General features: G+C 71.6%; 19 protein-coding genes. 6 read left to right on the top strand and 13 right to left on the bottom strand.

Annotation, left to right across the window (positions count from 1 at the left end; genetic code table 11):
- The first annotated feature begins 124 nt into the window (after positions 1 to 124).
- A complete protein-coding gene (locus Sri02f_RS06515) occupies positions 125 to 835 on the top strand; it encodes an IS630 family transposase (RefSeq protein ID WP_109000103.1) in 711 nt (236 codons plus the stop codon).
- On the opposite strand, the gene Sri02f_RS06510 is transcribed toward Sri02f_RS06515, so the two are convergent.
- Together Sri02f_RS06510 and Sri02f_RS06505 are read right to left on the bottom strand one after the other, a co-directional pair.
- A complete protein-coding gene (locus tag Sri02f_RS06510) occupies positions 832 to 1,440 on the bottom strand; it encodes a DUF1349 domain-containing protein (protein ID WP_109000102.1) in 609 nt (202 codons plus the stop codon). The two genes, Sri02f_RS06515 and Sri02f_RS06510, sit on opposite strands and share 4 nt — an antisense overlap.
- 46 nt (positions 1,441 to 1,486) lie before the next feature.
- Positions 1,487 to 3,016: an aldehyde dehydrogenase (NADP(+)) gene (locus tag Sri02f_RS06505; protein ID WP_109000215.1), complete on the bottom strand. Its 1,530-nt coding sequence runs from the start codon at positions 3,014 to 3,016 to the stop codon at positions 1,487 to 1,489.
- A gap of 123 nt (positions 3,017 to 3,139) precedes the next feature.
- Between Sri02f_RS06505 and Sri02f_RS06500 the strand changes: the two genes are divergently transcribed.
- From Sri02f_RS06500 to Sri02f_RS06490, 3 genes are all read left to right on the top strand, one after another.
- Entirely contained in the window at positions 3,140 to 3,913 is a 774-nt protein-coding gene (locus Sri02f_RS06500) for an IclR family transcriptional regulator (protein WP_069771170.1), read from the top strand.
- Positions 3,914 to 3,949: 36 nt separating this feature from the next.
- A complete protein-coding gene (locus tag Sri02f_RS06495; RefSeq protein ID WP_109000101.1) occupies positions 3,950 to 4,420 on the top strand; it encodes a GNAT family N-acetyltransferase in 471 nt (156 codons plus the stop codon).
- Positions 4,421 to 4,500: 80 nt separating this feature from the next.
- Entirely contained in the window at positions 4,501 to 5,958 is a 1,458-nt protein-coding gene (locus tag Sri02f_RS06490; RefSeq protein WP_109000100.1) for a penicillin-binding transpeptidase domain-containing protein, read from the top strand.
- A gap of 13 nt (positions 5,959 to 5,971) precedes the next feature.
- Here Sri02f_RS06490 and Sri02f_RS06485 read toward each other — a convergent pair whose 3' ends face one another.
- Complete coding sequence (locus Sri02f_RS06485; RefSeq protein WP_109000099.1) at positions 5,972 to 7,423, bottom strand: NCS2 family permease; 1,452 nt, start codon at positions 7,421 to 7,423, stop codon at positions 5,972 to 5,974.
- 258 nt (positions 7,424 to 7,681) lie between these two features.
- On the opposite strand from Sri02f_RS06485, the gene Sri02f_RS06480 reads away from it, so the two are divergent.
- Both Sri02f_RS06480 and Sri02f_RS06475 read left to right on the top strand, forming a co-directional pair.
- Positions 7,682 to 8,251 (top strand): SigE family RNA polymerase sigma factor, encoded by a 570-nt coding sequence (locus Sri02f_RS06480; protein ID WP_109000098.1) that lies wholly within the window; start codon positions 7,682 to 7,684, stop codon positions 8,249 to 8,251.
- Positions 8,248 to 9,114, top strand: coding sequence for a hypothetical protein (locus Sri02f_RS06475; RefSeq protein ID WP_109000097.1), 867 nt, complete (start codon positions 8,248 to 8,250; stop codon positions 9,112 to 9,114). Before Sri02f_RS06480 ends, Sri02f_RS06475 begins: the two co-directional genes overlap by 4 nt.
- A 42-nt stretch (positions 9,115 to 9,156) precedes the next feature.
- On the opposite strand, the gene Sri02f_RS06470 is transcribed toward Sri02f_RS06475, so the two are convergent.
- The 10 genes from Sri02f_RS06470 to Sri02f_RS06425 form a co-directional block, all read right to left on the bottom strand.
- Positions 9,157 to 9,954, bottom strand: coding sequence for an HAD family acid phosphatase (locus Sri02f_RS06470; protein WP_109000096.1), 798 nt, complete (start codon positions 9,952 to 9,954; stop codon positions 9,157 to 9,159).
- A 78-nt stretch (positions 9,955 to 10,032) separates the two neighbouring features.
- The gene (locus tag Sri02f_RS06465) at positions 10,033 to 11,148 is read right to left on the bottom strand and encodes a right-handed parallel beta-helix repeat-containing protein (RefSeq protein WP_109000095.1); all 1,116 of its coding nucleotides are present in this window, start codon (positions 11,146 to 11,148) and stop codon (positions 10,033 to 10,035) included.
- A gap of 57 nt (positions 11,149 to 11,205) precedes the next feature.
- On the bottom strand, positions 11,206 to 12,291 hold the full coding sequence (locus Sri02f_RS06460; protein WP_109000214.1) for a pectinesterase family protein: 1,086 nt from the start codon (positions 12,289 to 12,291) through the stop codon (positions 11,206 to 11,208).
- Positions 12,292 to 12,295: 4 nt separating this feature from the next.
- A complete protein-coding gene (locus tag Sri02f_RS06455) occupies positions 12,296 to 13,426 on the bottom strand; it encodes a pectinesterase family protein (RefSeq protein ID WP_109000094.1) in 1,131 nt (376 codons plus the stop codon).
- Positions 13,427 to 13,567: 141 nt separating this feature from the next.
- The gene (locus Sri02f_RS06450) at positions 13,568 to 14,893 is read right to left on the bottom strand and encodes a pectate lyase family protein (RefSeq protein ID WP_109000093.1); all 1,326 of its coding nucleotides are present in this window, start codon (positions 14,891 to 14,893) and stop codon (positions 13,568 to 13,570) included.
- Between the two features lie 48 nt (positions 14,894 to 14,941).
- Positions 14,942 to 15,739 (bottom strand): rhamnogalacturonan acetylesterase, encoded by a 798-nt coding sequence (locus tag Sri02f_RS06445; protein ID WP_109000092.1) that lies wholly within the window; start codon positions 15,737 to 15,739, stop codon positions 14,942 to 14,944.
- A 105-nt stretch (positions 15,740 to 15,844) separates the two neighbouring features.
- Positions 15,845 to 17,182 carry an ABC transporter substrate-binding protein gene (locus tag Sri02f_RS06440; protein WP_109000213.1) on the bottom strand — a complete coding sequence of 446 codons (1,338 nt, stop codon included), beginning with the start codon at positions 17,180 to 17,182 and terminating at the stop codon, positions 15,845 to 15,847.
- A 345-nt stretch (positions 17,183 to 17,527) separates the two neighbouring features.
- On the bottom strand, positions 17,528 to 19,180 hold the full coding sequence (locus tag Sri02f_RS06435; protein ID WP_109000091.1) for a glycoside hydrolase family 43 protein: 1,653 nt from the start codon (positions 19,178 to 19,180) through the stop codon (positions 17,528 to 17,530).
- On the bottom strand, positions 19,177 to 20,067 hold the full coding sequence (locus Sri02f_RS06430; protein ID WP_109000090.1) for a DUF6807 domain-containing protein: 891 nt from the start codon (positions 20,065 to 20,067) through the stop codon (positions 19,177 to 19,179). The genes Sri02f_RS06435 and Sri02f_RS06430 overlap by 4 nt, the downstream gene beginning before the upstream one ends.
- On the bottom strand, positions 20,067 to 21,236 hold the full coding sequence (locus Sri02f_RS06425) for a Gfo/Idh/MocA family protein (protein WP_109000089.1): 1,170 nt from the start codon (positions 21,234 to 21,236) through the stop codon (positions 20,067 to 20,069). Before Sri02f_RS06425 ends, Sri02f_RS06430 begins: the two co-directional genes overlap by 1 nt.
- Positions 21,237 to 21,358: the final 122 nt, after the last annotated feature.

The raw sequence follows: 21,358 nt of genomic DNA, 5'->3' as shown, positions 1-21,358 counted from the left end.
GCCCGGCGGCGGACAGCACCTGGTGATCTGGTCTTGAGTTCACGTCTCGCCACGTGAGTCGCGGTTCGTTTCAGATTTCGGCTCGGGCGGTGACAGCGGCTGGTGGCTGCGGTCTGCTGGAGGAATGGGGGACAGCAGGCTGCAACCGCTGGTGTTGTCCGAGGACGAGCGGCTGGTGTTGCAGGGGTGGGCCAAACGGCGGACCACCGCGCAGGGTCTGGCCAAGCGGGCACGGATCGTGCTGGCCTGCGCGGACGGGCTGAACAACACCGCGGTGGCCGCGCGGCTGGACACCGATCGCGGGACCGTGAGCCGGTGGCGGACCAGATTCCTGCAACGCCGTCTCGACGGCCTGTCCGACGAGCCGCGTCCCGGCGTGCCCCGCACCATCACCGACGCCCTGAACACCGCCACCGGCAAGGTGATCGGGAGGCTGTCCGCGCAGCACCGGGCCGTGGACTTCCGCGACTTCCTCGACGAGATCGACCGCCAGACCGATCCCGGCCTGGCGGCCCACGTGATCTGCGACAGCCTCTCGGCCCACAAGGCGCCGGTGGTCCACAAGTGGCTTCTGGCCCATCCCCGGTTCGAGCCGCACTTCACACCGACCTACTCGTCCTGGATCAACCAGGTCGAGCGGTGGTTCGCCGAACTCCAGCGGCGCTGCCTCGAACGCGGCGTGTTCTGCTCACACGACGAGCTGGAGACCGCCCTGGAGAACTGGATCAAGACCTGGAACGAGCAGGCCAGGCCTTTCAAGTGGACCAAGACCGCAGACCAGACCATCGACCGCATCTGCCGCTACTGCGACAGGATCTCCGGACCGGGACACTAGCTGCCGTCCCGCAGGTCGTCCGGCCAGTCGGGCCGGAACTCCAGGTGGTCGTAGGTCACGACGCACCCCTCCCCCATCGGCGACTGCGTCATGAAGCCGACCAGGGCCGCGCCGGTCTCCTTCTCCTCGCCCAGCGTGAACAGCCGGACGAAGGTCCAGCGCCAGCCGTCCCGGGAGGCGTGGAAGGCGAAGGCTCGGCCGGTCCGGCTCACCCGGAGCCAGACGGAACTGCCCTCCACGGTGAAGGAGTTGGCGTCGTCGGAGTGCCCCCGGGTGACCACCGTGCAGACGGTGGCCACGTCCGGGGAGTACTCCAGGCACAGCTTGGCCCAGGCCCGTTCGCCGACGTGGACGTACAACGCCCCCGCGTCGAAGGCCCAGTTGAACCCCACGGTGACCCGTGCGATCAACTGGAAGTCGCCTTCCGGCGCCCCCAGCAGCCGGGGGGCGTCGGCGGCGGGTTCCACCCCGTCGCCGGTGGGCGGCACGAACCGGTCCTGCCGGGCCCCGGCCCACCCGGTGAGCACCCCGTCCTCGTGGGACCAGTGCCCGTCGGGACCGTAGGTGCGCAGAGGGAAGGGCAGTTCGGGAAGCGAAACGTCCATGACCTGATTATCGGGGTGAGGCCGCCGGCGCGGGGAGCGCTGCGCGCTACCGCTCCAGACGCCCGTTGAACCTCCGGGGAAGGCCCAGCTCGTTCTCGTCCCGGAGCTCGACCGGCAGGAGCGCGGCGGGGGTGTTCTGGTAGGCGACGGGCCGCAGCCAGCGTTCGATCGCCGTGCCGCCCACCGACGTGGAGGTCGACGTCGTGGCCGGGTAGGGCCCTCCGTGGTGCTGAGCCGGCGCGACGGCGACGCCGGTGGGCCAGCCGTTCACCAGCACCCGCCCGGCGAGCGGCGTCAGCTCGGCGAGGATCTCCCCGCCGCGCCCCTCGCCGGCGGCCTCGCCCTCGGACAGCTGGACGGTCGCCGTGAGGTTGCCCGGCAGCCGCGACAGCACGGCCCTGACCTCGTCCTCGTCCTCGTAGCGGGCCACCACGGTGACCGGCCCGAAGCACTCCTCCAGGAGCAGGTCGTGCTCGCCCTCGGCGGCGAGCCGGGCCGCGGGCACGGTCAGGAAGCCCGCGCTGACGGTGTGCTCGCCGCCCGCGCCGGGCGTCACCGGCGACTCCACGTCGGCCAGCTCCGCGCGCTCGCGGACCCCGGCGATGAAGTTGTCCCGCATCCGGTGGTCGAGCAGCACGCCCGCGTCGGTGTCGCTCACCGCGTCCGTGAGCGACTTGACCAGTCCGTCGCCGGCCGCGCCGGAGGGCACCAGCACCAGGCCGGGCTTGACGCAGAACTGACCGACGCCCAGCGTCATCGACCCGGCGAGCCCGGTCCCGATGGCCTCGGCGCGCTCGGCGGCGGCCGCCTCGGTCACCACGACGGGGTTCAGCGAGCCCAGCTCGCCGTGGAAGGGGATCGGCGTCGGCCGGGCGGCGGCCGCGTCGAACAGGGCCCGACCGCCGCGGATCGAGCCGGTGAAACCGGCCGCGGCGACCAGCGGGTGCTTGATCAGCTCGACGCCGGCCTCGAAGCCGTGGACCAGACCCAGCACGTCCGCCGGGATGCCGTGCTCGGCGGCGGCGTTGCGCACCACCTTGGCGACCAGCTCGGACAGGCCCGGGTGGTCGGGGTGCGACTTGACGACGACCGGGTTGCCGGCCGCCAGCGCGCTCGCGGTGTCGCCGCCCGCGACCGAGAAGGCGAAGGGGAAGTTGGACGCCGAGTACACGGCCACCACGCCGAGCGGCACCTTGTAGCGGCGCAGGTCGGGGATGGGCGGGGTGGCGGTGTCGTCGGGGTGGTTGACGACGATGTCGAGGAAGGCGCCCTCGTCGACGATGTCGGCGAACGCGCGCAGCTGGTAGCAGGTGCGGGCCAGCTCGCCGTTCAGGCGGACCGGGCCGAGCGCGGTCTCCGCGTCGGCCACCTCGACGAGCGTCTCCCTGGCCGCCTGCAGCCGGTCGGCGGCGGAGCGCAGGAAGGCGGCGCGGACGGTACGGTCCGCGAGGGAGCCGCGCGCTTCATGCGCGGCGCGGACGACGGCGTCGACCTCCTGGGCCGTGGCCTCCACCGCAACCTGTTCACGCTGCTTCCCGGTTCGGGGGTCGACACTCCAGACTGGTGCTGCTGCCACCGCGGGTCCCTCCACGTTTGGTACTGGCTCATCCACCAGGGTCGTTCGATATACTGAACGCTGTCTCTGATGATGAATATGCTGTCGGAGCGTATTTCCCGTCGAACGAAGGGGTCAAGGGCGATGTCGGCTGGCGAGACGGGGGGCGGAGCGCAGGTCAAGTCCGCGGTGCGGACGGTTGAGCTGCTGGAATACTTCGCCGGCCGCCCAGGAATGCACTCCCTCGCGTCGGTCCAGGAGGCCGTCGGATACCCCAAGTCGAGCCTCTACATGCTGCTGCGCACCCTGGTGGAGCTGGGCTGGGTGGAGACGGACGCGACGGGCACGCGGTACGGCATCGGGGTGCGGGCGCTGCTGGTCGGCACCTCCTACATCGACGGCGACGAGGTGGTCGCCGCCGCCCGCCCGACCCTGGACCGGCTCTCGGACGACACCACCGAGACCATCCACCTGGCCCGGCTCGACGGCACCAACGTCGTCTACCTCGCCACCCGCCAGTCGCAGCACTACCTGCGGCCCTTCACCCGGGTCGGCCGCCGGCTGCCCGCGCACTCCACCTCCCTCGGCAAGGCGCTGCTGAGCACCTACTCCGACGAGCAGGTCCGCAAGATGCTGCCGGAGTCGCTGCCCGCGCTGACGGAGCACACCATCACGGACCGCGAGAAGCTCATCGAGGAGCTGCACCAGATCCGCGAGCAGGGCTTCTCGGTGGACCGCGAGGAGAACACGCTGGGTCTGCGCTGCTTCGGCGTGGCGATCCCCTACCGCACGCCGGCCAGGGACGCGATCAGCTGCTCGGTGCCGGTGGCCAGGCTCACGCCGGCGCACGAGCAGATGGTGAAGGACGCGCTGTTCGACGCGCGTGACCGGCTCACGCTGGCGACCCGGCGGCTGTGAGGCGGGGGACGCGGGAGGGGCCGTAGGCTTCGGGGCATGCCGATCGCCCTGCGCCGGGTCCACGACAGCGATCTGCCGGTGTTCTTCCGGCAGATGAACGACCCCGAGTCCCTCGAGATGGCCGCGTTCACCCCGAAGGACCCGGCCGACCGGGACGCCTTCGACGCCCACTGGCAGCGGATCCGCGCCTCGTCAGACGTGCTGCGCACGATCCTGGCCGACGGGGACGTGGTCGGCAGCGCGGCGGTGTACGGGCAGCCGGGCGAGCGTGAGGTGACGTACTGGGTGGACCGGGCGTACTGGGGCCGGGGCATCGCCACGCAGGCGTTGGCGGCCCTGCTGTCCGAGGTCCGGGAGCGTCCGCTGTTCGCGCGGGCGGCGGCCGACAACGCCGGTTCGCTGCGCGTCCTTGCGAAGTGCGGTTTCCGGCCCACCGCCCGGGCCGCCGGCTTCGCGAACGCGCGCGGCCGGGAGACCGAGGAGATCGTGCTGCGGCTGGAGACCTGAGCCGGCCCCAGATGAACGGACGATGAGAAAACCGGAGGGACGGGAACGATCGGTTCGGTTCCGTTCGTCTTCTCATCGCGATGAACAAGACGATCAGGCGCGCCTCGGTCTTCGCGCTGCTGCTGGTGTTCGCCCTGCTGCTCCGGGCGACCTGGGTGCAGTTCTACGAGGGCCGGGCGCTGGCGGACGACAAGAGCAACCGGCGCAACGCGATCGAGACGTACGCGGAGCCGCTCGGGAACATCATCGTGGCGGGAAAGGCGATCACCGGGTCGGCCGCCACCTCCGGCGGCGACCTCAGATACAAGCGCACGTACACGGACGGCGCGCTGTACGCGGCGGTCACCGGGTACGCCTCGCAGGCCTACGCGCCCACCCAGCTGGAGGGGATCTACGCCGACGTCCTCAACGGCACGGACCCCCGTCTGAAGACCGTGCTGGACACGGTCACGAACCGGCGGGCCGACCCGGGTGACGTGATCACCACCATCGACCCACGGGTGCAGAAGGCGGCGTACCACGCCCTCGGCGACAAGAAGGGCGCGGCCGTCGCGATCGACCCGAAGACCGGGCAGATCCTCGCGATCGTGTCGACGCCGTCGTACGACCCCTCGTCACTGACCGACGCCAACACCGCCGGCACGGCCTGGAAGAAGCTGACCACGGACTCCGACAAGCCCCTCGTCAACCGGGCGCTGCGGCAGCCGCTGGCTCCGGGCTCGACGTTCAAGCTGGTGGTGGCGGCGGCCGCACTGCAGGACGGGCTGTACAAGTCGGTCGACGTGCCGACGGACAGCGTGAACCCCTACATGCTGCCGGGCACCCGGACGCCCCTGAAGAACGAGAGCGCCTCCGCGCCCTGCGAGAACGCCACGATCCGGGTGGCGCTGCAGTACTCCTGCAACAACGTGTTCGGTCATATGGCGGTCCAGCTCGGGCAGGACAAGCTCAAGGCGATGGCCGACCGGTTCGGCTTCGACGACGACAGCCTGGACGTGCCGGTGCGGGCGTACACGAGCGTGTACCCGTCCGGCATGGACAAGTCGTCCACGGCGCTGACCGGCATCGGCCAGTTCGACGTGACGGCGACCCCGCTGCAGATGGCCATGGTGTCGGCCGCGATCGCCAACGGCGGCAAGCTGGTCTCGCCGCACATGGTCTCGCAGGTCACCGACGGCGGCGGGAACGTGCTGAAGGACTACGACGACGACGCGTCGAGCACGCAGATCATCAGCTCCTCCACCGCGGAGCAACTGCAGTCGGCGATGCAGACGGTCGTCGAGAAGGGCACCGGCACCAACGCGCTCATCGACGGCGTCACCGTCGGCGGCAAGACGGGCACGGCCCAGAACGGCGAGAACAACAGCAAGGCCCCCTACGCCTGGTTCACGTCGTACGGCAAGTCCGGCTCCTCGGGCGAGGAGGTCGCCGTGGCGGTCGTGGTCGAACAGTCCGACGCGGCGCGTTCCGAGGTCAGCGGCAACGGGCTGGCCGCCCCCGTCGCGAGGGCGATGATGGAGGCGGCGCTGAAGAAGTAGCCCGTCGGTCAGGTCACTTCACTCCGAGGACCTGCTCGATCGGGTCGATCGCGAAGTACACCAGGAACAGCGCCGAGGCCCCCCACAGCAGCCAGTGGACGTCCTTCGCCCGGCCGAGCACCGTCTTGATGACGACGTACGCGACGAAGCCCGCGCCGATGCCGTTGGTGATCGAGTACGTGAAGGGCATGACGGCGATGGTCAGGAACGCCGGGACGGCGATCTCGTACCGCTCCCAGTCGATGCCCTTGACCTGGGTCATCATCAGGAAGCCGACGGCGACGAGGGCCGGGGCGGCCGCCTGGAGCGGGACGATGGTCAGCACCGGCGTCAGGAACAGGGCGAGAGCGAACAGGGAGCCGGTGACCAGGTTGGAGAACCCGGTGCGCGAGCCCTCGCCGACACCGGCGGCCGACTCGATGTAGGAGGTGGCGGAGGACGACGAGGCCGCGCCGCCCGCGACCGCAGCCGCTCCGTCGATGAGCAGGACCCGGCCGAGGCGGGGCACGTCGCCCTTCTCGTCCAGCAGCCCGGCCTCGGCGCTGATGCCGACCACGGTGCCCATGGTGTCGAAGAAGTCCGACAGGATCAGGGTGAAGACCAGCAGCACGACCGTGACGACGCCGGTCTCGCCGAAAGCGCCGAACAGACTGAAGTGACCGATGAGCCCGAAGTCGGGGGCGTCGACGATCCTGTCGGGCCACGACGGCGTGGTCAGGCCCCAGGACTTGACGTCGGCGAGCGAGTCGATGACCACCGCGAGGAGCGTCATCGTGACGATGCTGATCAGGATCGCGCCCTTGACCCGGCGGGCGAGCAGCCCGACGGTGAGCAGCACGCCGAGGCAGAAGACCAGAACCGGCCAGCCGCCGAGCGTGCCGGTCGCGCCGAGCTGCACGGGGACGGTCGTGTGCGCGGCGTCGGGGATCCGGCTGACGAAACCGGCGTCGACGAAGCCGATGAAGGCGATGAACAGACCGATGCCGACGCTGATCGCCTGCTTCAGCGACTGCGGGATGGCGTGCATCACGGCCTCGCGCAGCCCGGTCACCACCAGGACGCAGATCAGCAGGCCTTCCAGCACGATGAGGCCCATCGCGTCGTCCCAGCTCATCAGCGGGGCGATCTGGAAGGCGACCACCGCGTTGAGGCCGAGCCCGGCGGCGAGCGCGAGGGGCAGATTGCCGCCGACGCCCATGACGATCGTCATCACGGCGGCCACCAGGGCGGTGGCGGTGGTGAGTTGGACGGTGTCGAGCTGATGCCCGAACTTGTCCTTGGCGCTGCCCAGGATGAGGGGATTCAGGACAAGGATGTAGGCCATGGTGAAGAACGTGGCGAAGCCGCCGCGTATCTCCCGGCCGGCGGTGGATCCCCGCTCGGAGATCTTGAAGAACCGGTCGACGCCGTTCACCGCGGGTGGCGCGGTGTCCGGCCGGGCGGCCGTCTTCTTCGTCTCGGACATGGCTGTACTCCTCGGGGCCTGAACGGTCGGTGTGCGGATGCTGGCTGGATTGTTCCCTCGTTGAACCGGCCTCAGGTTTTCGCCGTGTTACGGAATCGGACTCCGAGGACGTTCGAGCTGTCACATCATGTTCGAACCCCCGTACTGAAGCGGGCCGTAGACCACTGCTACGCTTCCCGATCTCGCCCCGACCACCTCCCCGGGGCATCCCCATGTCATTCACATGACACGCACAGGCACATCGAGAAGAGGTCACCCGTGGGCACAGTCGTCGACGACGCCGCCTCGGTGGAGTTCCACGCCTTCTTCGACCGCCACTACGCCGAGCTGTCGCGCCTGGCCCATCTCCTGACCGGTGAGGCCGACGCCGCCGACGACCTGGCGGCGGACGCGCTGCTCGCGCTGTGGAACCGCTGGGACCGGGTGCGGGCGGCCGACCACCCGGTGGCCTACGCCCGTGGCGTCGTCGCCAACCTCGCCCGCACCCGCATCCGCAGCGCCGTGCGCGAGCGCCGCAGGATCGCGCTGTTCTGGTCGCAGCGCGAGGAGAAGACGGAGAACCCGGACGTCGCCGGAGTCGTGGACGTGCAGTCGGCGCTGCGTAGACTTCCGTTCCGCAAGCGGGCCTGTGTGGTCCTGCGGCACGCCTTCGACCTCTCGGAGAAGGACACGGCTCTCGCCCTCGGGGTGTCGGTCGGTACGGTGAAGAGCCAGACCTCGAAGGGAATGGCCGAGCTGCAGAAACTGCTCGGCGCCAAGGGAGCTCAGCTCAAGGTGCCCGCCATGGTGCGCACCGGTGAGGCCTCGGCCTCGGGAAGGGACCGATGACGATGCAGCGGGACGTGCACGACGAGCTGCGCGCCCGGCTGCACGGAGCGGCCGAGGCGCACGAGCCCGACCGGGCGCGCATCCTGGCGCGGGTCGAGCGCGGGATGGCGGCACAGGGCCAGGGCCGGCGGGCCGACCACCGGGCGACCCGGCCGCCCCTGTGGGGCTGGACGCGGATCGTGGGGGCCACGGCCGCGGTCGCGGGCATGCTCGCGGTCGGCGGTTACGCGGTGGCGTCCGCCGTGAAGGGCGACGCTCCGGCGCAGCAGACGGTCTCCGTCTCCTCACCGCCGGTCGGATCCCCGGACGCCACGAGCCGTCCGCCCGCCTCGCCCGGGGCCACGCCGGGCTCCGGGGGCGGCGCGCACCACCCGGCGAAGCCCAGCGCCCGGCCGTCGGAGAGCGCCGGGGCGACGCCCTCCGCGCCCGCGGCCACCCTGTTGCCGGCGGCCGAGCACACCCAGGACGGCCCGCTGTGGTCGGACGGCTCGGTCGACCCGCACAGCAACGACTTCTGGGCGCAGAGCGACGTCACGCTCAAGACGTCCGAGCAGCTCACACGCCTCACGGTGCAGTTGAAGGTGGCGCAGACCGGGGGCGTCTCCTCGACGGGGGCCTGGCGTTCGCTGCCCGAGGACGACTTCACGCTCACGGTGGCCGAGCAGGACGGCTTCCTCGTCTACACCTGGGTGCTCAAGGAGGGCCGGACGGTCCCCGAGGGCGCGTGGGTGTTCGCCGGGCAGTACAACCACGGCCGCGGCGGCCGGGACGCCAGGAACGACGCCTACGCGATCTCGGGTCTGTCGGAGGGCCGGCAGAGCTCCGTGGGCGGTGGCTTCGCCTCCCGGGACGACGGGCGCTGAGCGAGCGGTGCGGGGGACGGACCGGTCCCCCGCACGCCGGTCTCAGCCGACGAAGTACGTCGGGTTCGGCAGCTTGTACGTGCGGTCGGCGTAGCCGCCGTCGAGGTCGGAGTACTGGTCGCCGAAGTCGGCGATGATCTCGTACCCGAGGTCGTCCTCGATGTGCTTGCGGGTGCCGGACTTGTACTGGACGGTCGTGCAGGTCCAGGCGCCCGGGGTGGCGCAGGCGCTCAGGTAGGACGGCGGCGCGGCCGCGTTCTTCAGGAACATGTGGCCGGCGTCGAGGTTGACGTCGGCGCCGACCTTCTTCAGGTTCTCGACGGCGGCGGAGCGCTGCGCCTCGGCGAGGCCCGAGTTGTAGAAGACCTCGACCCCCTTCTTCTGGGCGTACCGCACGAGTTCGGGGCTGCCGAACACGGCCGGGCGGTCGGCCTTGTTCACGTATGCCGCCCAAGTGGCGGAGTTGTAGGTGTAGTTGTACCGCTTCTCGTAGTCGAGGCTGAGCAGCAGCGTGTCGTCGACGTCGAAGACGACCGCGGGCTTCTCGCCCTTGCGGACCGCCTTGCGCGCCGCCTTGTCGATGTACTTCCTCGCGGCCTTGTCGATGCTCGCGAGGTCCTGGGCGTACGGGCTGGTCGGCGAGGCCTGGTACACGCCGTTCGCGTCCGGCGCGGTGCCGTAGTAGGTGTCGATGTCCTTCACCAACAACCCGATGTTGTAAGGCTCGTGGGTGGAGTCGGCCGTGGACTGGCCGGCCGTCGCCGCGCCGGCGCCGTACAGGGCGGCGCCGGCGACGGCACAGGCTGCGGCTACGGCCGCGATGCGCAGTGACTTATGCATGACAGAGGTTTCTACGCGCGTCACCCCCGTCGGCGCGAGACCCGTCGGGCAAAAAACGGGTCAAGCGCCCCGGCGGGTTCAGTTCATGGTGGCGCCGATGGTCGTCGACCCGGTGGTCAGGAACGTGGTCGCCGGCAGAGTCCCGCCGGCGCCGCGGGCGTTGTAGGCGCTGCTCGCGTCCGTCGACCTGAAGGCGGGCGTCGACACGCCGGAGTCCCAGTTGTTGCCGGACGAGGTGACCTTCGAGCCCTTGCTGACCGAGCCGCCACCGTTGCTCACGGCGAGGTTCTTGCCGAGCCTCGCGGCACTGGTGGCGAAGTAGTAGCCCCACTTGCCGTTGGCGTAGGCCGTGGTGCGGTTGAGGACCAGGGCGCCGGTGTTGGAGTTCTCCGTGAAGCCGTTTCCGGCGTTGCCCCAGGCGGCCGAGTTGTTGACGACGTGCGCGACGACCTCGCCGTCGCCGCCCAGCTTGTAGCCGTTGCCGTCGCCCGCGAAGGCCGGGTCGGACCAGCGGTTGACGCCGTTGCCGAAGGACCAGGTGTGTTCGACGGTGACGGGCGAGGAGAAGGACCAGAAGTCGATCCCGTCGTCCGCGTTGTTGTAGAGACGGGCCCCGGTGATGAGGTTGCCGGCGCCGGAGCCGAACTTCACGGCGATCCCGTCGGCGTTCTCGCCGTGGTTCGCGGCGTCGTAGTTGCCGTAGGAGTCGATGTTCCTGACGGTGTTGTTCACCGTGCCGTCGCCGGTGAGGGTGAAGCCGGAGTCGCCGCCGTCGATGGTCTTGATGTCGTTCCAGACGGTTCCGGTGCAGGACTGGCAGACGACCGCGCTGTCCGGGGAGTTCTGGAAGGTGATGTCGGAGACGTTCCAGTAGTCGGCGGTCAGTTTGAAGATCCAGGCGCCGGCGGGCAGCGACGAGCCGTCGATCTTCACGGTCTCCGAGCCGTACGCGGTGAGGGTGACCGGCGCGGAGGAGGTCCCGTCGGCCGTGGACTGGAGCGTGGCCGTCGGGTAGTAGGTGCCGCCGCGGACCTGGATGACGGTGCCCGCGGTGGCGTTCTTGACGGCGTTGGACAGGGCGGTGGAGTTGCTGACCACGACCGTGGCGGCCTGGGCCGGGGTGGGCGGGACGACGGCGAGTCCGGCGCTCAGGGACAGGGCCGCGAGGGCTGTGAGAGCGGTACGACGGGACATGGAGTGGGGGTCCTTTCGTCGTTCGGGAGGGGTGGGGGGAGAAGTGGGGAGAGGGGTTCAGGGGCGACCGTTCCTCGGCGTGACGGGACCGCCGGGCGGTGCGCAGCGCTCATACGGCCGCCAGTCCCCCAGATACGTGCGCCGGGTGTGCGCCGCCGCCTCCGCGGCGGTCAGCTGCGGCCGGTTCTCCGGCACCGGAACGAGCGCGCCCGGACCGGAGTTGGCGTGCTCACGAAAACGCATGGTCTGCCACGGATAGGCGTCGCGCATGCTGACGTACGGGGTCACCGCGTCGATCCCCGGGCCGATCCAGGTGTCCCGCACGACGAGCGAGGGCCAGGCGGTCGTCTCGTACGACGGCACCCAGGGCCTGGCGATCTTGTAGGCGGCGTCCTGCGCGCCGGAGGTGATCCGGCCGCGCGTGGCGAGGAAGCCGTAGGGGTTCGCCCGGGCGGTGGCCGGGGCGAAGACCATGCCCTTGGGGGTGAAGGGCACGTCCCGCTGGAGGGTGTGGAAGTGGCAGGCGTCGAAGACGGCCCGGCCGCGTCCGAAGACGAAGTCGACGTCGCCCTCGATGTAGCAGCGGTGGAAGTACTGGCGGTCGAAGGCGTCCAGCGCGGTGGTGTCCGCGAAGAGGGTGTCCTGGTGGGCGAGGAGGCGGACGTGGTCGAAGTGCGTGCGGTCGCCGGTGACGTGGGCAGCCACCGCCTGGGTGCCGGTGATGTCCGGGTGGTCGGCGCGCAGCCAGTCGTTGGCGAGGGTGAGGTCGCGGACGGTGAGGCCGGGCGCGGCGGAGGTGAAGGTGGCGGAGCCGGCCGTGCCGTAGGCGCCTGACCCGTCGGGCTTCGGCGTCCCGGCCGCGTTGTCGAAGACGAGGACCGCGGCGCGCGGGTCGCGGGAGGCGCCGCGGATCGTCAACTCCTCCTTGTCGGGTGGCACGTCGACGACCTCGCGGTAGGTGCCGGGGTGCACGACGATCGTCCGGCCGGGTCCGTCGACGGCGTCCACGGCGGCCTGGAGGGAGTCGCCGGGGCGGACGTGCAGCACACGGCGGCCCGTGCCCGTGAGGGCGGGCGCGGGGGCGCCGGCGGCGGCGACCGTCAGGCCGCCCGCCAGGCCCGCGAGGAGGGTGCGTCGGCGCAGCATCTCAGCACTCCCCCCGCCAGGGCTCCCAGTCGCCGAGGTAGGCCGCACGGGAAGCCGATCGCGCCTGTTCGGCGGTGAGTTGGGGACGGTTCTCGGAGACGGTGATCCGCGCTCCGGGCCCGCTGTTGCGGTACTCGGCGAACCGCTGGCTCTGCCAGGGGAAGGAGGCCGACATGTTCGTGTAGGGCGCGACCGCGTCGATTCCGGCGTCCAGACGGGTGTCGCGGACGACGAGGCTCGGGCGGGCGGTGGTGTCGGAGCTGGGCACCCAGGGGCGGGCCAGCTTGTAGGACGCGTCCGGCGCCTCACTGCTGATCCGGCTGTGGACGACCAGGTACCCGTGCGGGTTCGCGCCGGCCGTCGAGGGGGCGAAGACGAAGCCGTAGGGGGCGGCGGTCAGGTCGGTACGGTTCAGGGTGCGGAAGTGGCAGTGCTCGTAGACGGCCGTGGCCCGGCCGAAGACGAAGTCGACGTCCCCCTCGGCATCACAGTGCGCGTAGTACTGGCGGGCGAAGGCGGTGAGGGCGAGGGAGTCGGCGTACAGGGTGTCCTGGTGGCCGAGGAAGCGGCAGTGGTGGAAGGCGCAGCGGTCTCCCTGGACCTTGACGGCGACGGCCTGGGTGCCGGTGACGTCGGGGTGGTCGGCGCGCAGCCAGTCATTGGCGAAGGTGATCCAGCGGGCGGTGAAGCCGTCGGCCTGCAGGGTCGTGGTGGCCGAGCCGGTGGTGCCGAGGACGCCGCCTCCGGGCTTGGGGGTGCCGGCCGCGTTGTCGTAGACGATCACGACGTCACGCGGGTCCTCGGACGCGCCGATCCAGGTGGCGTCGGTGCGAGTGGCGTCGAGGACGACCGTCTCCCGGTAGGAGCCGGGTGCGAGGACCAGGGTCCAGCCGCTGCCGGCGGCGGCTGCGACGGCGTCCCGGACGGTGGTGTGGTCGCCCCGGCCGAGCGGGTCGACGTACAGGGTGCGGGGCGTGCGGCGGGCGGCCGGGGAGCCGTGGCGGCCGAACGGGCGCGGACCGGCTGCGGCACGCGCGGGCGACGCGGTCAGGCCGAGCGCGGCGGCCGTGCCGGCGCTCGCGGCGAGGAATTGCCTTCTGGACAGGGGACGTCGGGGGTGGGGCGAGGGCATGCGGGTGCTCCTTCGCGGTACGGCGGGCGGTGCGCCGGCGCGGGAAGGGCGCGGGCGGAGTGCGGGCGGGGATGAGTGCGGGCGGGGAGGGGCGCGCGGGCAGGGGCCGGGGCGGTGGGCGCCGCCCCGGCCGTCGTACGGTCAGCCGAGGCGGCCGGCGCCCGCTCCGCAGTCGACGATCCGGGGGACCGCCTTCGCCGGGTCGATCCCGGTGCGCAGGGTGGGCGTCCATCCGGCGTCGGACTGAAGGGTCTCGGCCGGGATCTCGGCGTTGTGCACGGCGATCAGGTCGGTCTGCACGCCGTTGACGTAGTTGTCGGCGGCGGTCAGCGGCGAGACGTTCCACCGCTTGAGCACCTTGGCCGCGCTGATCCCCTGCGGGAGCGTGAACGCGTTGTGCTCGGCGACCAGTCGGGACTCCTTGCCGATGCCGAAGCTGTAGGAGTAGCCGCCGTCGGCGACGAAGTGGTTGTTGTAGGAGTCGACCTGCCCGAAGCGGACGCGGGGGGCGCGCTCGACGAGGCCGGAGAACAGGTTGTGGTGGAAGGTCGCCCTCAGGTGCCCGCGGTCCCCGGCCGCCGTCGACTCGCTGTCGCTGTTGCCGATGAGGATCGTCTTGTCGTGCTCGGTGAAGGCGTTCCAGGAGGCGGTGACGAGGTCGGCGCCGCGCACGATGTCCAGTTCGCCGTCGTGCTGCTGGTAGAGCATGCCGAAGTAGGTCGGCGCGGCGCTGTCCGGGTGCGAGCCGTCGGTGAACGTGTTGTGGTCCAGCCACACATGGGTGGAGCCGTAGACGACGGCGGTGTCGTACTCGGAGTTCCAGTTGCCCTTGGACCCGTCGGTCGGATCCCACTGCGGGAAGCAGTCGATGGGCGACTCGAAGGCCAGGTTGCGGACGATCACGTTGTCGACGGCCTTGATCTGCAGGCTGGCGCCCTTGAAGCCGGCGTTGCGCCCGACGCCGACGATGGTGGTGTTGGCGGGGACGTTCGCCTTGATGGCCTGGTCCTGGGCGGCGGCGGAGGCGCGTCGCAGCCCCTCCGGGCTGTCGTCGGGCTCGGCGCTCAGGTCGGTGTCCAGGCCCCAGGTCCCGGGCGCGTACTTGGCGAGATAGGCGTCGAAGTCGTAGCCGGGCGCGGCGAAGGCGTCGCATCCCTCGGCGACGGCGTCGATCACGCCCTTCACCTTCACGATCTTCGGCGCGGAGCCTCCGGCGGCGAGGGCGGCCTTGAACTCGGCCCAGGTGGTGACCGTGTACACGTGGGCGGCGTCGGCGGCCGCCCCGCCCGTGGTGCCGGTCCCGTAGGCGGCCCAGCCGTCGTTCGCGCCCAGGACCTGCCGACCGAGGTCGCGGGACGGGGAACGGGACTCGGCCTGGGCGGAGGCCGTCGCGGTGACGGACAGCACCAGCGCGGTGCATCCCACCAGGGCTCCTATGACGCGTGCATGACATGACTGTGTACGCACTGTGCGGGTCTCCTCTGAGGAAAGGCGGTGCAGTTGTCGCGAGAACGGTTACGAAAGGGGCGCGGGCCAGGTGATCCAGGACGCGGGGACCGCGTCGTGCAGCCGGATCACGTCATGCGGCGCGAGCACCCGCGTGCGCACGAGCTCCCGTGCGACGAGCCGTGCCACGGCGATCGCGCCCGGCGGATTGAAGTGGGTGTTGTCCTGCTCGGTCGCGGTCCAGTTGAAGTACGTCTTCGTCGCTTCCACGCCCAGCCGCTGCCAGAGCGCCAGCGACAGCGCCTGGACGTCGAGCAGCGCCACCCCCTCCTCGGCGGCCAGGGCGCGCATGGCGGCGGGGTACTCCCCGTGCGTGGGCTGGGCGTCGCCCGCCGCGTCGAACCTGCGCCGCTCGACCGGTGTGGCCAGCACGGGCCGCGCGCCCTTGGCCCGGGCGCCGTCGATGTACCTGCGCAGATACTCCTGGTACGTCGTCCAGGGCTCGGTGTAGCGGGTGGGGTCGGTGGTCTTCTCGTCGTTGTGCGCGAACTGGACGAGGAGGAAGTCCCCCGGCCGGATCGCGGCGAGCACAGCGTCGAGCCGGCCCTCGTCGACGAAGCTCTTGGAACTGCGCCCGTTCACCGCGTGGTTGGCGACGGGCAGACCGGACCGCAGGAAGAAGGGGAGCGCCATGCCCCACCCGGTCTCGGGCGCGGCGTCGGAGTACTTCTGGGCGGCGGTGGAGTCGCCGGCGATGTAGACGGTCCTCGGCCGGCGGGCGCCGGCGTGGGCGGGCGCGGCGGCCGCCGCCCCGAGCGGGAGGGCGGCGAGCGCCGCCGAGGTGACCTGTCTGCGGGTCAGGGACACGACATGCACCTTTCGAGGGGTCGATCGGTGGGGGCGGAGGCGTGGGGGGACCGCGCGGCCGGTGACGGCCGGCGCGCGGTCACCCCGTGACCGCGTCGGCCCGGACTATTTGTGGTTCTTCTTCCAGTCGGCCTGCGCGGCGTTCAGCTGGTCGGCCAGCGTGTCCAGGAAGTCCTTCGCGCTCTGCTTGCCCAGCAGCACCTTCTGGAAGTTCGGCTCGTTGTCGGCCTTGGAGATCGTGTTCCAGTCGGGCAGGTAGTAGGGCAGCTGCACGATCTTCGTGGTGGCGCCCGTCAGCGCCTCGGCGGCCAGCCTGGTCGGCTCGGAGGCCTGCACCCAGCTGTCCTGCGCGGCCTCCAGGTTGGCCGGCACCTGTCCCGCCGTCTTGTTCCACTTGCTGTTCGACTCGTGCGAGGCGGCGAACTCGATGAACTTCCACGCGGCGGTCTTGTTCTTGCTCGACTTGAACAGGCCCAGTCCGTCGACCGGGTTGGACACCTGCACCCGGGTGCCGTCGTCCTGCGTCGGCGCGGGGATGCCCTTGAACTTGCCGGCCAGCGCCTTCTGGTGGTCGCCGAAGGAGCCCAGGTTGTGGCTCAGCATGCCGATGGTGCCGGAGTCCCACTGGGCGACCATCTTGGTGAAGTCGTTGTTGACGTCGGCGGACGGGGTGTCCTTCTTGTACAGGCCGACGTACTTCTCCAGCGCGGCCACGTTCTTCGGGTCGTTGACGGTGGTCTTGTCGCCGTTCCAGAACTCGGTGATGCCGCTCTGCCCGTAGGTCGCGTCGAGTGCCTGGGCGATCGACCCGGAGCCGCCGCGGATGGTGTAGCCGAAGGCGTTCTTGTCCTTGTCGGTCAGCTTGTCGGCGGCCTCGTAGAACTTCGTCCAGGTGGTCGGGGCCTGCAGGCCCGCCTTCTGGAAGAGGTCCGTGCGGTACCAGAGGGTGCCGTTGTTGGCGGAGGTCGGCACGCTGTACGTCTTGCCGTCGATCCCGGCGGCCCTGACGCCGTCCAGGAACTTCGCGTTCAGCTGGCCGCCCAGCTCGCTCTTCGCCAGGCGGCTGTCCAGCGGTTCGAGGGCGCCCTGCGCGGCGATCTCGGCGAGCATCGCGGTGCCCACGCCGCCGACGTCGGGCAGCCCGCCGCCCTGGATGGCCGTGTCGTACTTGGACTGGACGCTGTCGGACGGCACCCCTACGTACTTGACCTTGATGTCCGGGTTCGCCTTCTCGAAGTCGGCGATGATCTCCTTCCAGACGTCGGTGCGCACGCCGCCGTTGTTGTCCCAGAAGGTGATCTCCCCCTTGCCGGAGCCATCGCCTCCCTTGTCCCCGGCCGCGCCGCTGCCGTCGTCGCCGCAGGCCGTGGCGGTCAGCGCGAGCACGGAACCCAGGGCGACGGCCAGGGCGGCTCGCCTGCTTCTGCGGATGCTGCTCTTCATGTGGTCGGCTCTCTTCTTCTGGTTCTGGATCCCAACGGACATATGAAGTTGTGGGGGGTCAGTGGGCCGTGCGGCCGTGCGGCGCCCGGCCGTCCGTCCGCACAGCGGAGGCAGTCCGCCACGGTGTACGCCTTCGCCGGCGGGCGGCCGAGGACACGGGGGCCGTCGAGGGCACGCGGGCGGCCGAGGCCGCCGCAGGGGGCGCAGGGGCAGCAGGAGCCGCAGGGTCCGCCGCCGGGACCGTCGGGGCGGTCGACAGGACCGCGACCGGACTCGGCAAGCGCTTGCTATGGAAGTGCGTCATTGCGGCTCCCAAGGGCGTACAGAACAGAGGGGTCAGAGGAGTCAGAGCGGTCTGATCCGGAACTCGTCGAACGTGGCCGCCCCCGCGTCGCCCGTTCCGAGGGGCGCGAGGGCGAAGAGGCCGAGCAGGGCGCCGACCCAGCGCCAGGGGGTGGCGGCGAAGACCGGGCCCGAGCGCACCGGGCCGTCGCCGACGTCGTACGCGAAACGGCACCGCGCTCCGGCGCCGATCTCGATCCGCAGCCGTACCCGGCCCTCGGGAACGGACAGGGGGTGGGCGGCGTCCCGTTCCCGATCGGCCACCGGCTCGGCGAAGCGGTGCACCAGGTGGACGCCGCCGTCGGCGGCGCGCTGAAGGCCGATCCAGCCGAACGCGTCCCCGAGGACCGTGAGTCCGGCGCGGGCCCCCGGCTCCTCGCTGTGCAGCCGCAGGCCCACCTCGACGGCCGAGGGACGGCCCGGCAGCCGCTGGGTGAGGACGTTCGGCAGGGTGCGCAGATCGTGCGCGCCGGCCGTCCGTGCGCAGGCCAGCCGCAGCCCGTCGGCGGAGTGCCGGATCGCCCAGCCGTCCCGGGGGTTGGCCGTCCACGACCACTGGCGGCCGAAGCGTCCGCCGGGGAAGTCGTCGTCGACGGCGGGCGCGGCCGGTGGCTGTGCGGGCAGCGCGGGCCGCCGGTGTTCCGGGACGGGGGCGCCCTCGTCGCCGATGACCGGCCACCCGTCCGGGCTCCACCGCATCGGCTGCAGATGGACGACCCTGCCGTAGGCGCCGCGCTGCTGGAAGTGCACGAACCAGTCCTCGCCGGACCGGGTGCGCACCCAGCCGCCCTGGTGGGGGCCGTTGACGTCGGTGTCCCCCTGCTCCAGGACGATGCGCTCCTCGTAGGGACCGAAGAAGTCGCGGGCGCGTAAGGCGCCCTGCCAGCCGGTCTCCACCCCGCCCGCCGGGGCGAGGACGAAGAACCAGCCGTCGTGCCGGTAGAGCTTCGGTCCTTCGAGGGTGAACCAGCCGGGGATCCGGTCCCCGTCGACGATCACCTTGCCCTCGTCCAGGACGGCCGTCCCCGCGGGGTGCATACGGTGGCCGGTGAGCCTGTTCTTCACGCCCGCCCGGGACTTCGCCCAGGCGTGCACCAGATAGGCCTCGCCGGTCTCCTCGTCCCACAGCGGGCAGGGATCGATGAGCCCCTTGCCCTCCTTCACCAGCTGCGGGCGGGTCCAAGGTCCCCTGAATTCAGGGGCGTTGACCTGGAAGATGCCCCGGTCCGGGTCGCCCCAGAAGATCCAGAAGCGGTCGTCGTGGTGGCGCAGGGCGGGTGCCCAGACCCCGCAGTCGTGGCGCGGGGTCCTGAACTCGTCGGCCGGTTCGAGGCGTTCGAGGGCGTGGCCGACCAACGTCCAGTTGACCAGGTCGCGCGAGTGCAGCAGCGGCAGGCCGGGCGCGCGGCCGAAGCTGGAGGCGGTGAGGTGGAAGTCGTCGCCGACGCGCACCACGTCGGGATCGGACCAGTCGGCGTCCAGGATCGGGTTCGTGTACGTCTCGTCCGTCGCCCCCTCCGCGGCCGCCGCGTACGTCTCGTCCGCCCCGCCGGTCCTGCCCGTCCCGTGCGTCGCGCGCTGCTCCGGCTGCTCCCGCTGCTCGTGCTGCTCCCGCTGCTCGTGCTGCTCGTGCTGCTCGTGCTGCTCCTGCCTCATTGGCTGACCGCCTTTCGCACGAGGGCCGCAGCCTCGTCCCGGTTGAGCCGGCCGTCGGCGACGACGGTGACGATCCGGCGCACGGCCGTCCCGCCGGGCGGGATCGGCAGCCGCGCGGCGGAGGCGAGGGAGGATCCGACGCCCGGGTACTCGGCGGTGCGCACGAACCAGGGGTCGCGGCGGGTGGCGTCGGTGGCGCCCGCGAAGACGAGGGTCCACCCTCCCCCGCTCCCGGCGCCGGCCGCGCGCGGGGAGCCCTGTCCGGTCAGGGCGAGCCAGTCGGCGCGGGCGCCGTGGACGGCCGCCTCGCCCTCGGCGACCGCGGTGAAGACCTCGGGGGGCGCGTCCTGTTTCCTGGCCCGCCAGAAGAAGCCTCCGTAGGCCGCTCCGGGGCGTCCGTTCGTCGCCGGGCTGCCGATGGACAGCGGGCCGGACGTCACGTTGGTCAGGGAGAAGGTGAAGTCCAACGCCCAGGCGGAGGAGGTGAGTTCGGTGGCCGCCACCGTACGGCGCTCACGCAGCAGCTCGGTTCCCGAGGCGACCCAGTGCAGCTCCTCCACGAAGCCGTCGGGATCGCGCAGCTGGAACGAGCCGTGCCGCTGGGCGCCGTGATCGTCCAGCTCGGTCGGGCCCCGGTCGCGGACGTAGGTGCGGCCGCCCCAGAAGTTGTGCCCCTCGACGTCGGGTACGGCTACACCGACGCCGAGGTGGTGGGTGTGGTCGGCGGGGCTGAACTCGGTGACCGCCGTGCCGGCCAGGGTGGTGACGGGGTGCAGATAGGGGCGCGGGGAGAGCCGGGCGGGCAGCCCGGGGCGGATGACGTAGCGGGCGACCGGGCGGCCCGCGACACGCAGGACGACCGGTGAGTCGGGTGCCGGTGCGGTCATCAGGGGCTCACCTCTTTCGGATGCACGGTCGGGAACGCCCAGGGCGCGCCCAGTTCGGAGTAGAGGCAGAGGGTGTCGGCGGCGGCCGCGACCAGGCCGTCGACGCCGGGGACGACGCGCCGGTCCTCGTCGGGCAGCAGCCGCCAGGCCCGCTCGGGCAGCTGGACCGGGTCGGGGGCCGTCCGGATCGCCTCGACGACCCGCATGAACGACTCGGTCGCGGCGGGCGGGACGAGCAGCGCCGTCCCGTCGGTGAGGTGCTCGACGAGGTTCTCCAGCAGGTCGGTGCTGCCGTACTCGAACTCCTCGGGGCCGTGGCCGGCCCGCTGGAGCAGCACGCGGTCCTGCTTGTACCAGTAGGTGATCCGGCCGCGGCTGCCGTGGACGACGACGTACGGGTCGTCGGGGTCCTCGGCGCACAGCGTGGCCGCGACGACGACGTGCCGGCCGTCGGCCGTGCTCACCCGGACGCAGGAGGTGTCGTCGGATTCGATGGCGTTGGCGTGCGCCAGTTCGGTCTCGATGCGGGCGACGTCCTCGGCGCGGGTGGCGCCGGCCAGGGCGAGGGCGGTGGCGACGGCGTGCGCCAGCGGGTTGGTGAGGGCCCCGTCGATCACGTCGACGCCGTTCAGCCGCCGCCGGCCCGCCCAGGGCGCCCGCCGGTAGTACGTCTGGGCGCGCGCCCAGGCTCCGGCGCCGCCGACTCCGCTCACCTCGCCGATCGCGTCGTCCTCGATCAGCGCGCGGATCGCCGGCACGGCGTGCGAGCCCAGCGACTGGAAGCCGATCTGGCAGGCCACGCCGGCCCGCGCGATGCCGTCGGCCATCCGGCGGAACTCCGCGTAGGACGGGGCCGGCGGCTTCTCCAGCAGCAGGTGCACGCCCTTGGCGGCCGCGGTCAGCGCGAGGTCGGTGTGGGTGGGGATCGGGGTGCAGACGACGGCGATGCGGGCGCCGGTCGTCTCCAGCAGCGCGCCGAAGTCGGCGGACTGCTCGGGTGCGCCGAGGCCCTCGGGGATCTCGGCCGCGGTCAGCGGGGTCAGCTCGCAGAGGCCCGCCAGCCGGACGATGCCCTTGTCCTGGAGCCGGCGGATGTTGTCCAGGTGCCAGCGGCCGTGGCCGCGCGCGCCCGCGAGGACGATGGGGACGGCGGTGTCCGAGGTGTTCATGGGATCCTCCCTGCGCCCGCGCCGCATGCCGCCTCACGGCCGGTCACCGCGGCGCCGTCGATCTTTTGATGCAGGGTAGGCGTCCGGCCGGCGTCCGCCGCGGCGACGGGGGCCGTCTCGGG

This window comes from Streptomyces rishiriensis (genome assembly GCF_003112535.1).
Taxonomy (GTDB): domain Bacteria; phylum Actinomycetota; class Actinomycetes; order Streptomycetales; family Streptomycetaceae; genus Streptomyces; species Streptomyces rishiriensis.
This window is presented reverse-complemented; position numbering and strand designations above follow the sequence as displayed.

What these genes read in the sequence shown, in the direction of transcription:
- Sri02f_RS06515 (WP_109000103.1), top strand. Translation starts at nt 125, where the DNA reads ATGGGGGACAGCAGGCTGCAACCGCTGGTGTTGTCCGAGGACGAGCGG.
- Sri02f_RS06510 (WP_109000102.1), bottom strand. Translation starts at nt 1,440, where the DNA reads ATGGACGTTTCGCTTCCCGAACTGCCCTTCCCTCTGCGCACCTACGGT.
- Sri02f_RS06500 (WP_069771170.1), top strand. Translation starts at nt 3,140, where the DNA reads ATGTCGGCTGGCGAGACGGGGGGCGGAGCGCAGGTCAAGTCCGCGGTG.
- Sri02f_RS06495 (WP_109000101.1), top strand. Translation starts at nt 3,950, where the DNA reads ATGCCGATCGCCCTGCGCCGGGTCCACGACAGCGATCTGCCGGTGTTC.
- Sri02f_RS06490 (WP_109000100.1), top strand. Translation starts at nt 4,501, where the DNA reads ATGAACAAGACGATCAGGCGCGCCTCGGTCTTCGCGCTGCTGCTGGTG.
- Sri02f_RS06485 (WP_109000099.1), bottom strand. Translation starts at nt 7,423, where the DNA reads ATGTCCGAGACGAAGAAGACGGCCGCCCGGCCGGACACCGCGCCACCC.
- Sri02f_RS06475 (WP_109000097.1), top strand. Translation starts at nt 8,248, where the DNA reads ATGACGATGCAGCGGGACGTGCACGACGAGCTGCGCGCCCGGCTGCAC.
- Sri02f_RS06470 (WP_109000096.1), bottom strand. Translation starts at nt 9,954, where the DNA reads ATGCATAAGTCACTGCGCATCGCGGCCGTAGCCGCAGCCTGTGCCGTC.
- Sri02f_RS06465 (WP_109000095.1), bottom strand. Translation starts at nt 11,148, where the DNA reads ATGTCCCGTCGTACCGCTCTCACAGCCCTCGCGGCCCTGTCCCTGAGC.
- Sri02f_RS06455 (WP_109000094.1), bottom strand. Translation starts at nt 13,426, where the DNA reads ATGCCCTCGCCCCACCCCCGACGTCCCCTGTCCAGAAGGCAATTCCTC.
- Sri02f_RS06440 (WP_109000213.1), bottom strand. Translation starts at nt 17,182, where the DNA reads ATGAAGAGCAGCATCCGCAGAAGCAGGCGAGCCGCCCTGGCCGTCGCC.
- Sri02f_RS06435 (WP_109000091.1), bottom strand. Translation starts at nt 19,180, where the DNA reads ATGAGGCAGGAGCAGCACGAGCAGCACGAGCAGCACGAGCAGCGGGAG.
- Sri02f_RS06430 (WP_109000090.1), bottom strand. Translation starts at nt 20,067, where the DNA reads ATGACCGCACCGGCACCCGACTCACCGGTCGTCCTGCGTGTCGCGGGC.
- Sri02f_RS06425 (WP_109000089.1), bottom strand. Translation starts at nt 21,236, where the DNA reads ATGAACACCTCGGACACCGCCGTCCCCATCGTCCTCGCGGGCGCGCGC.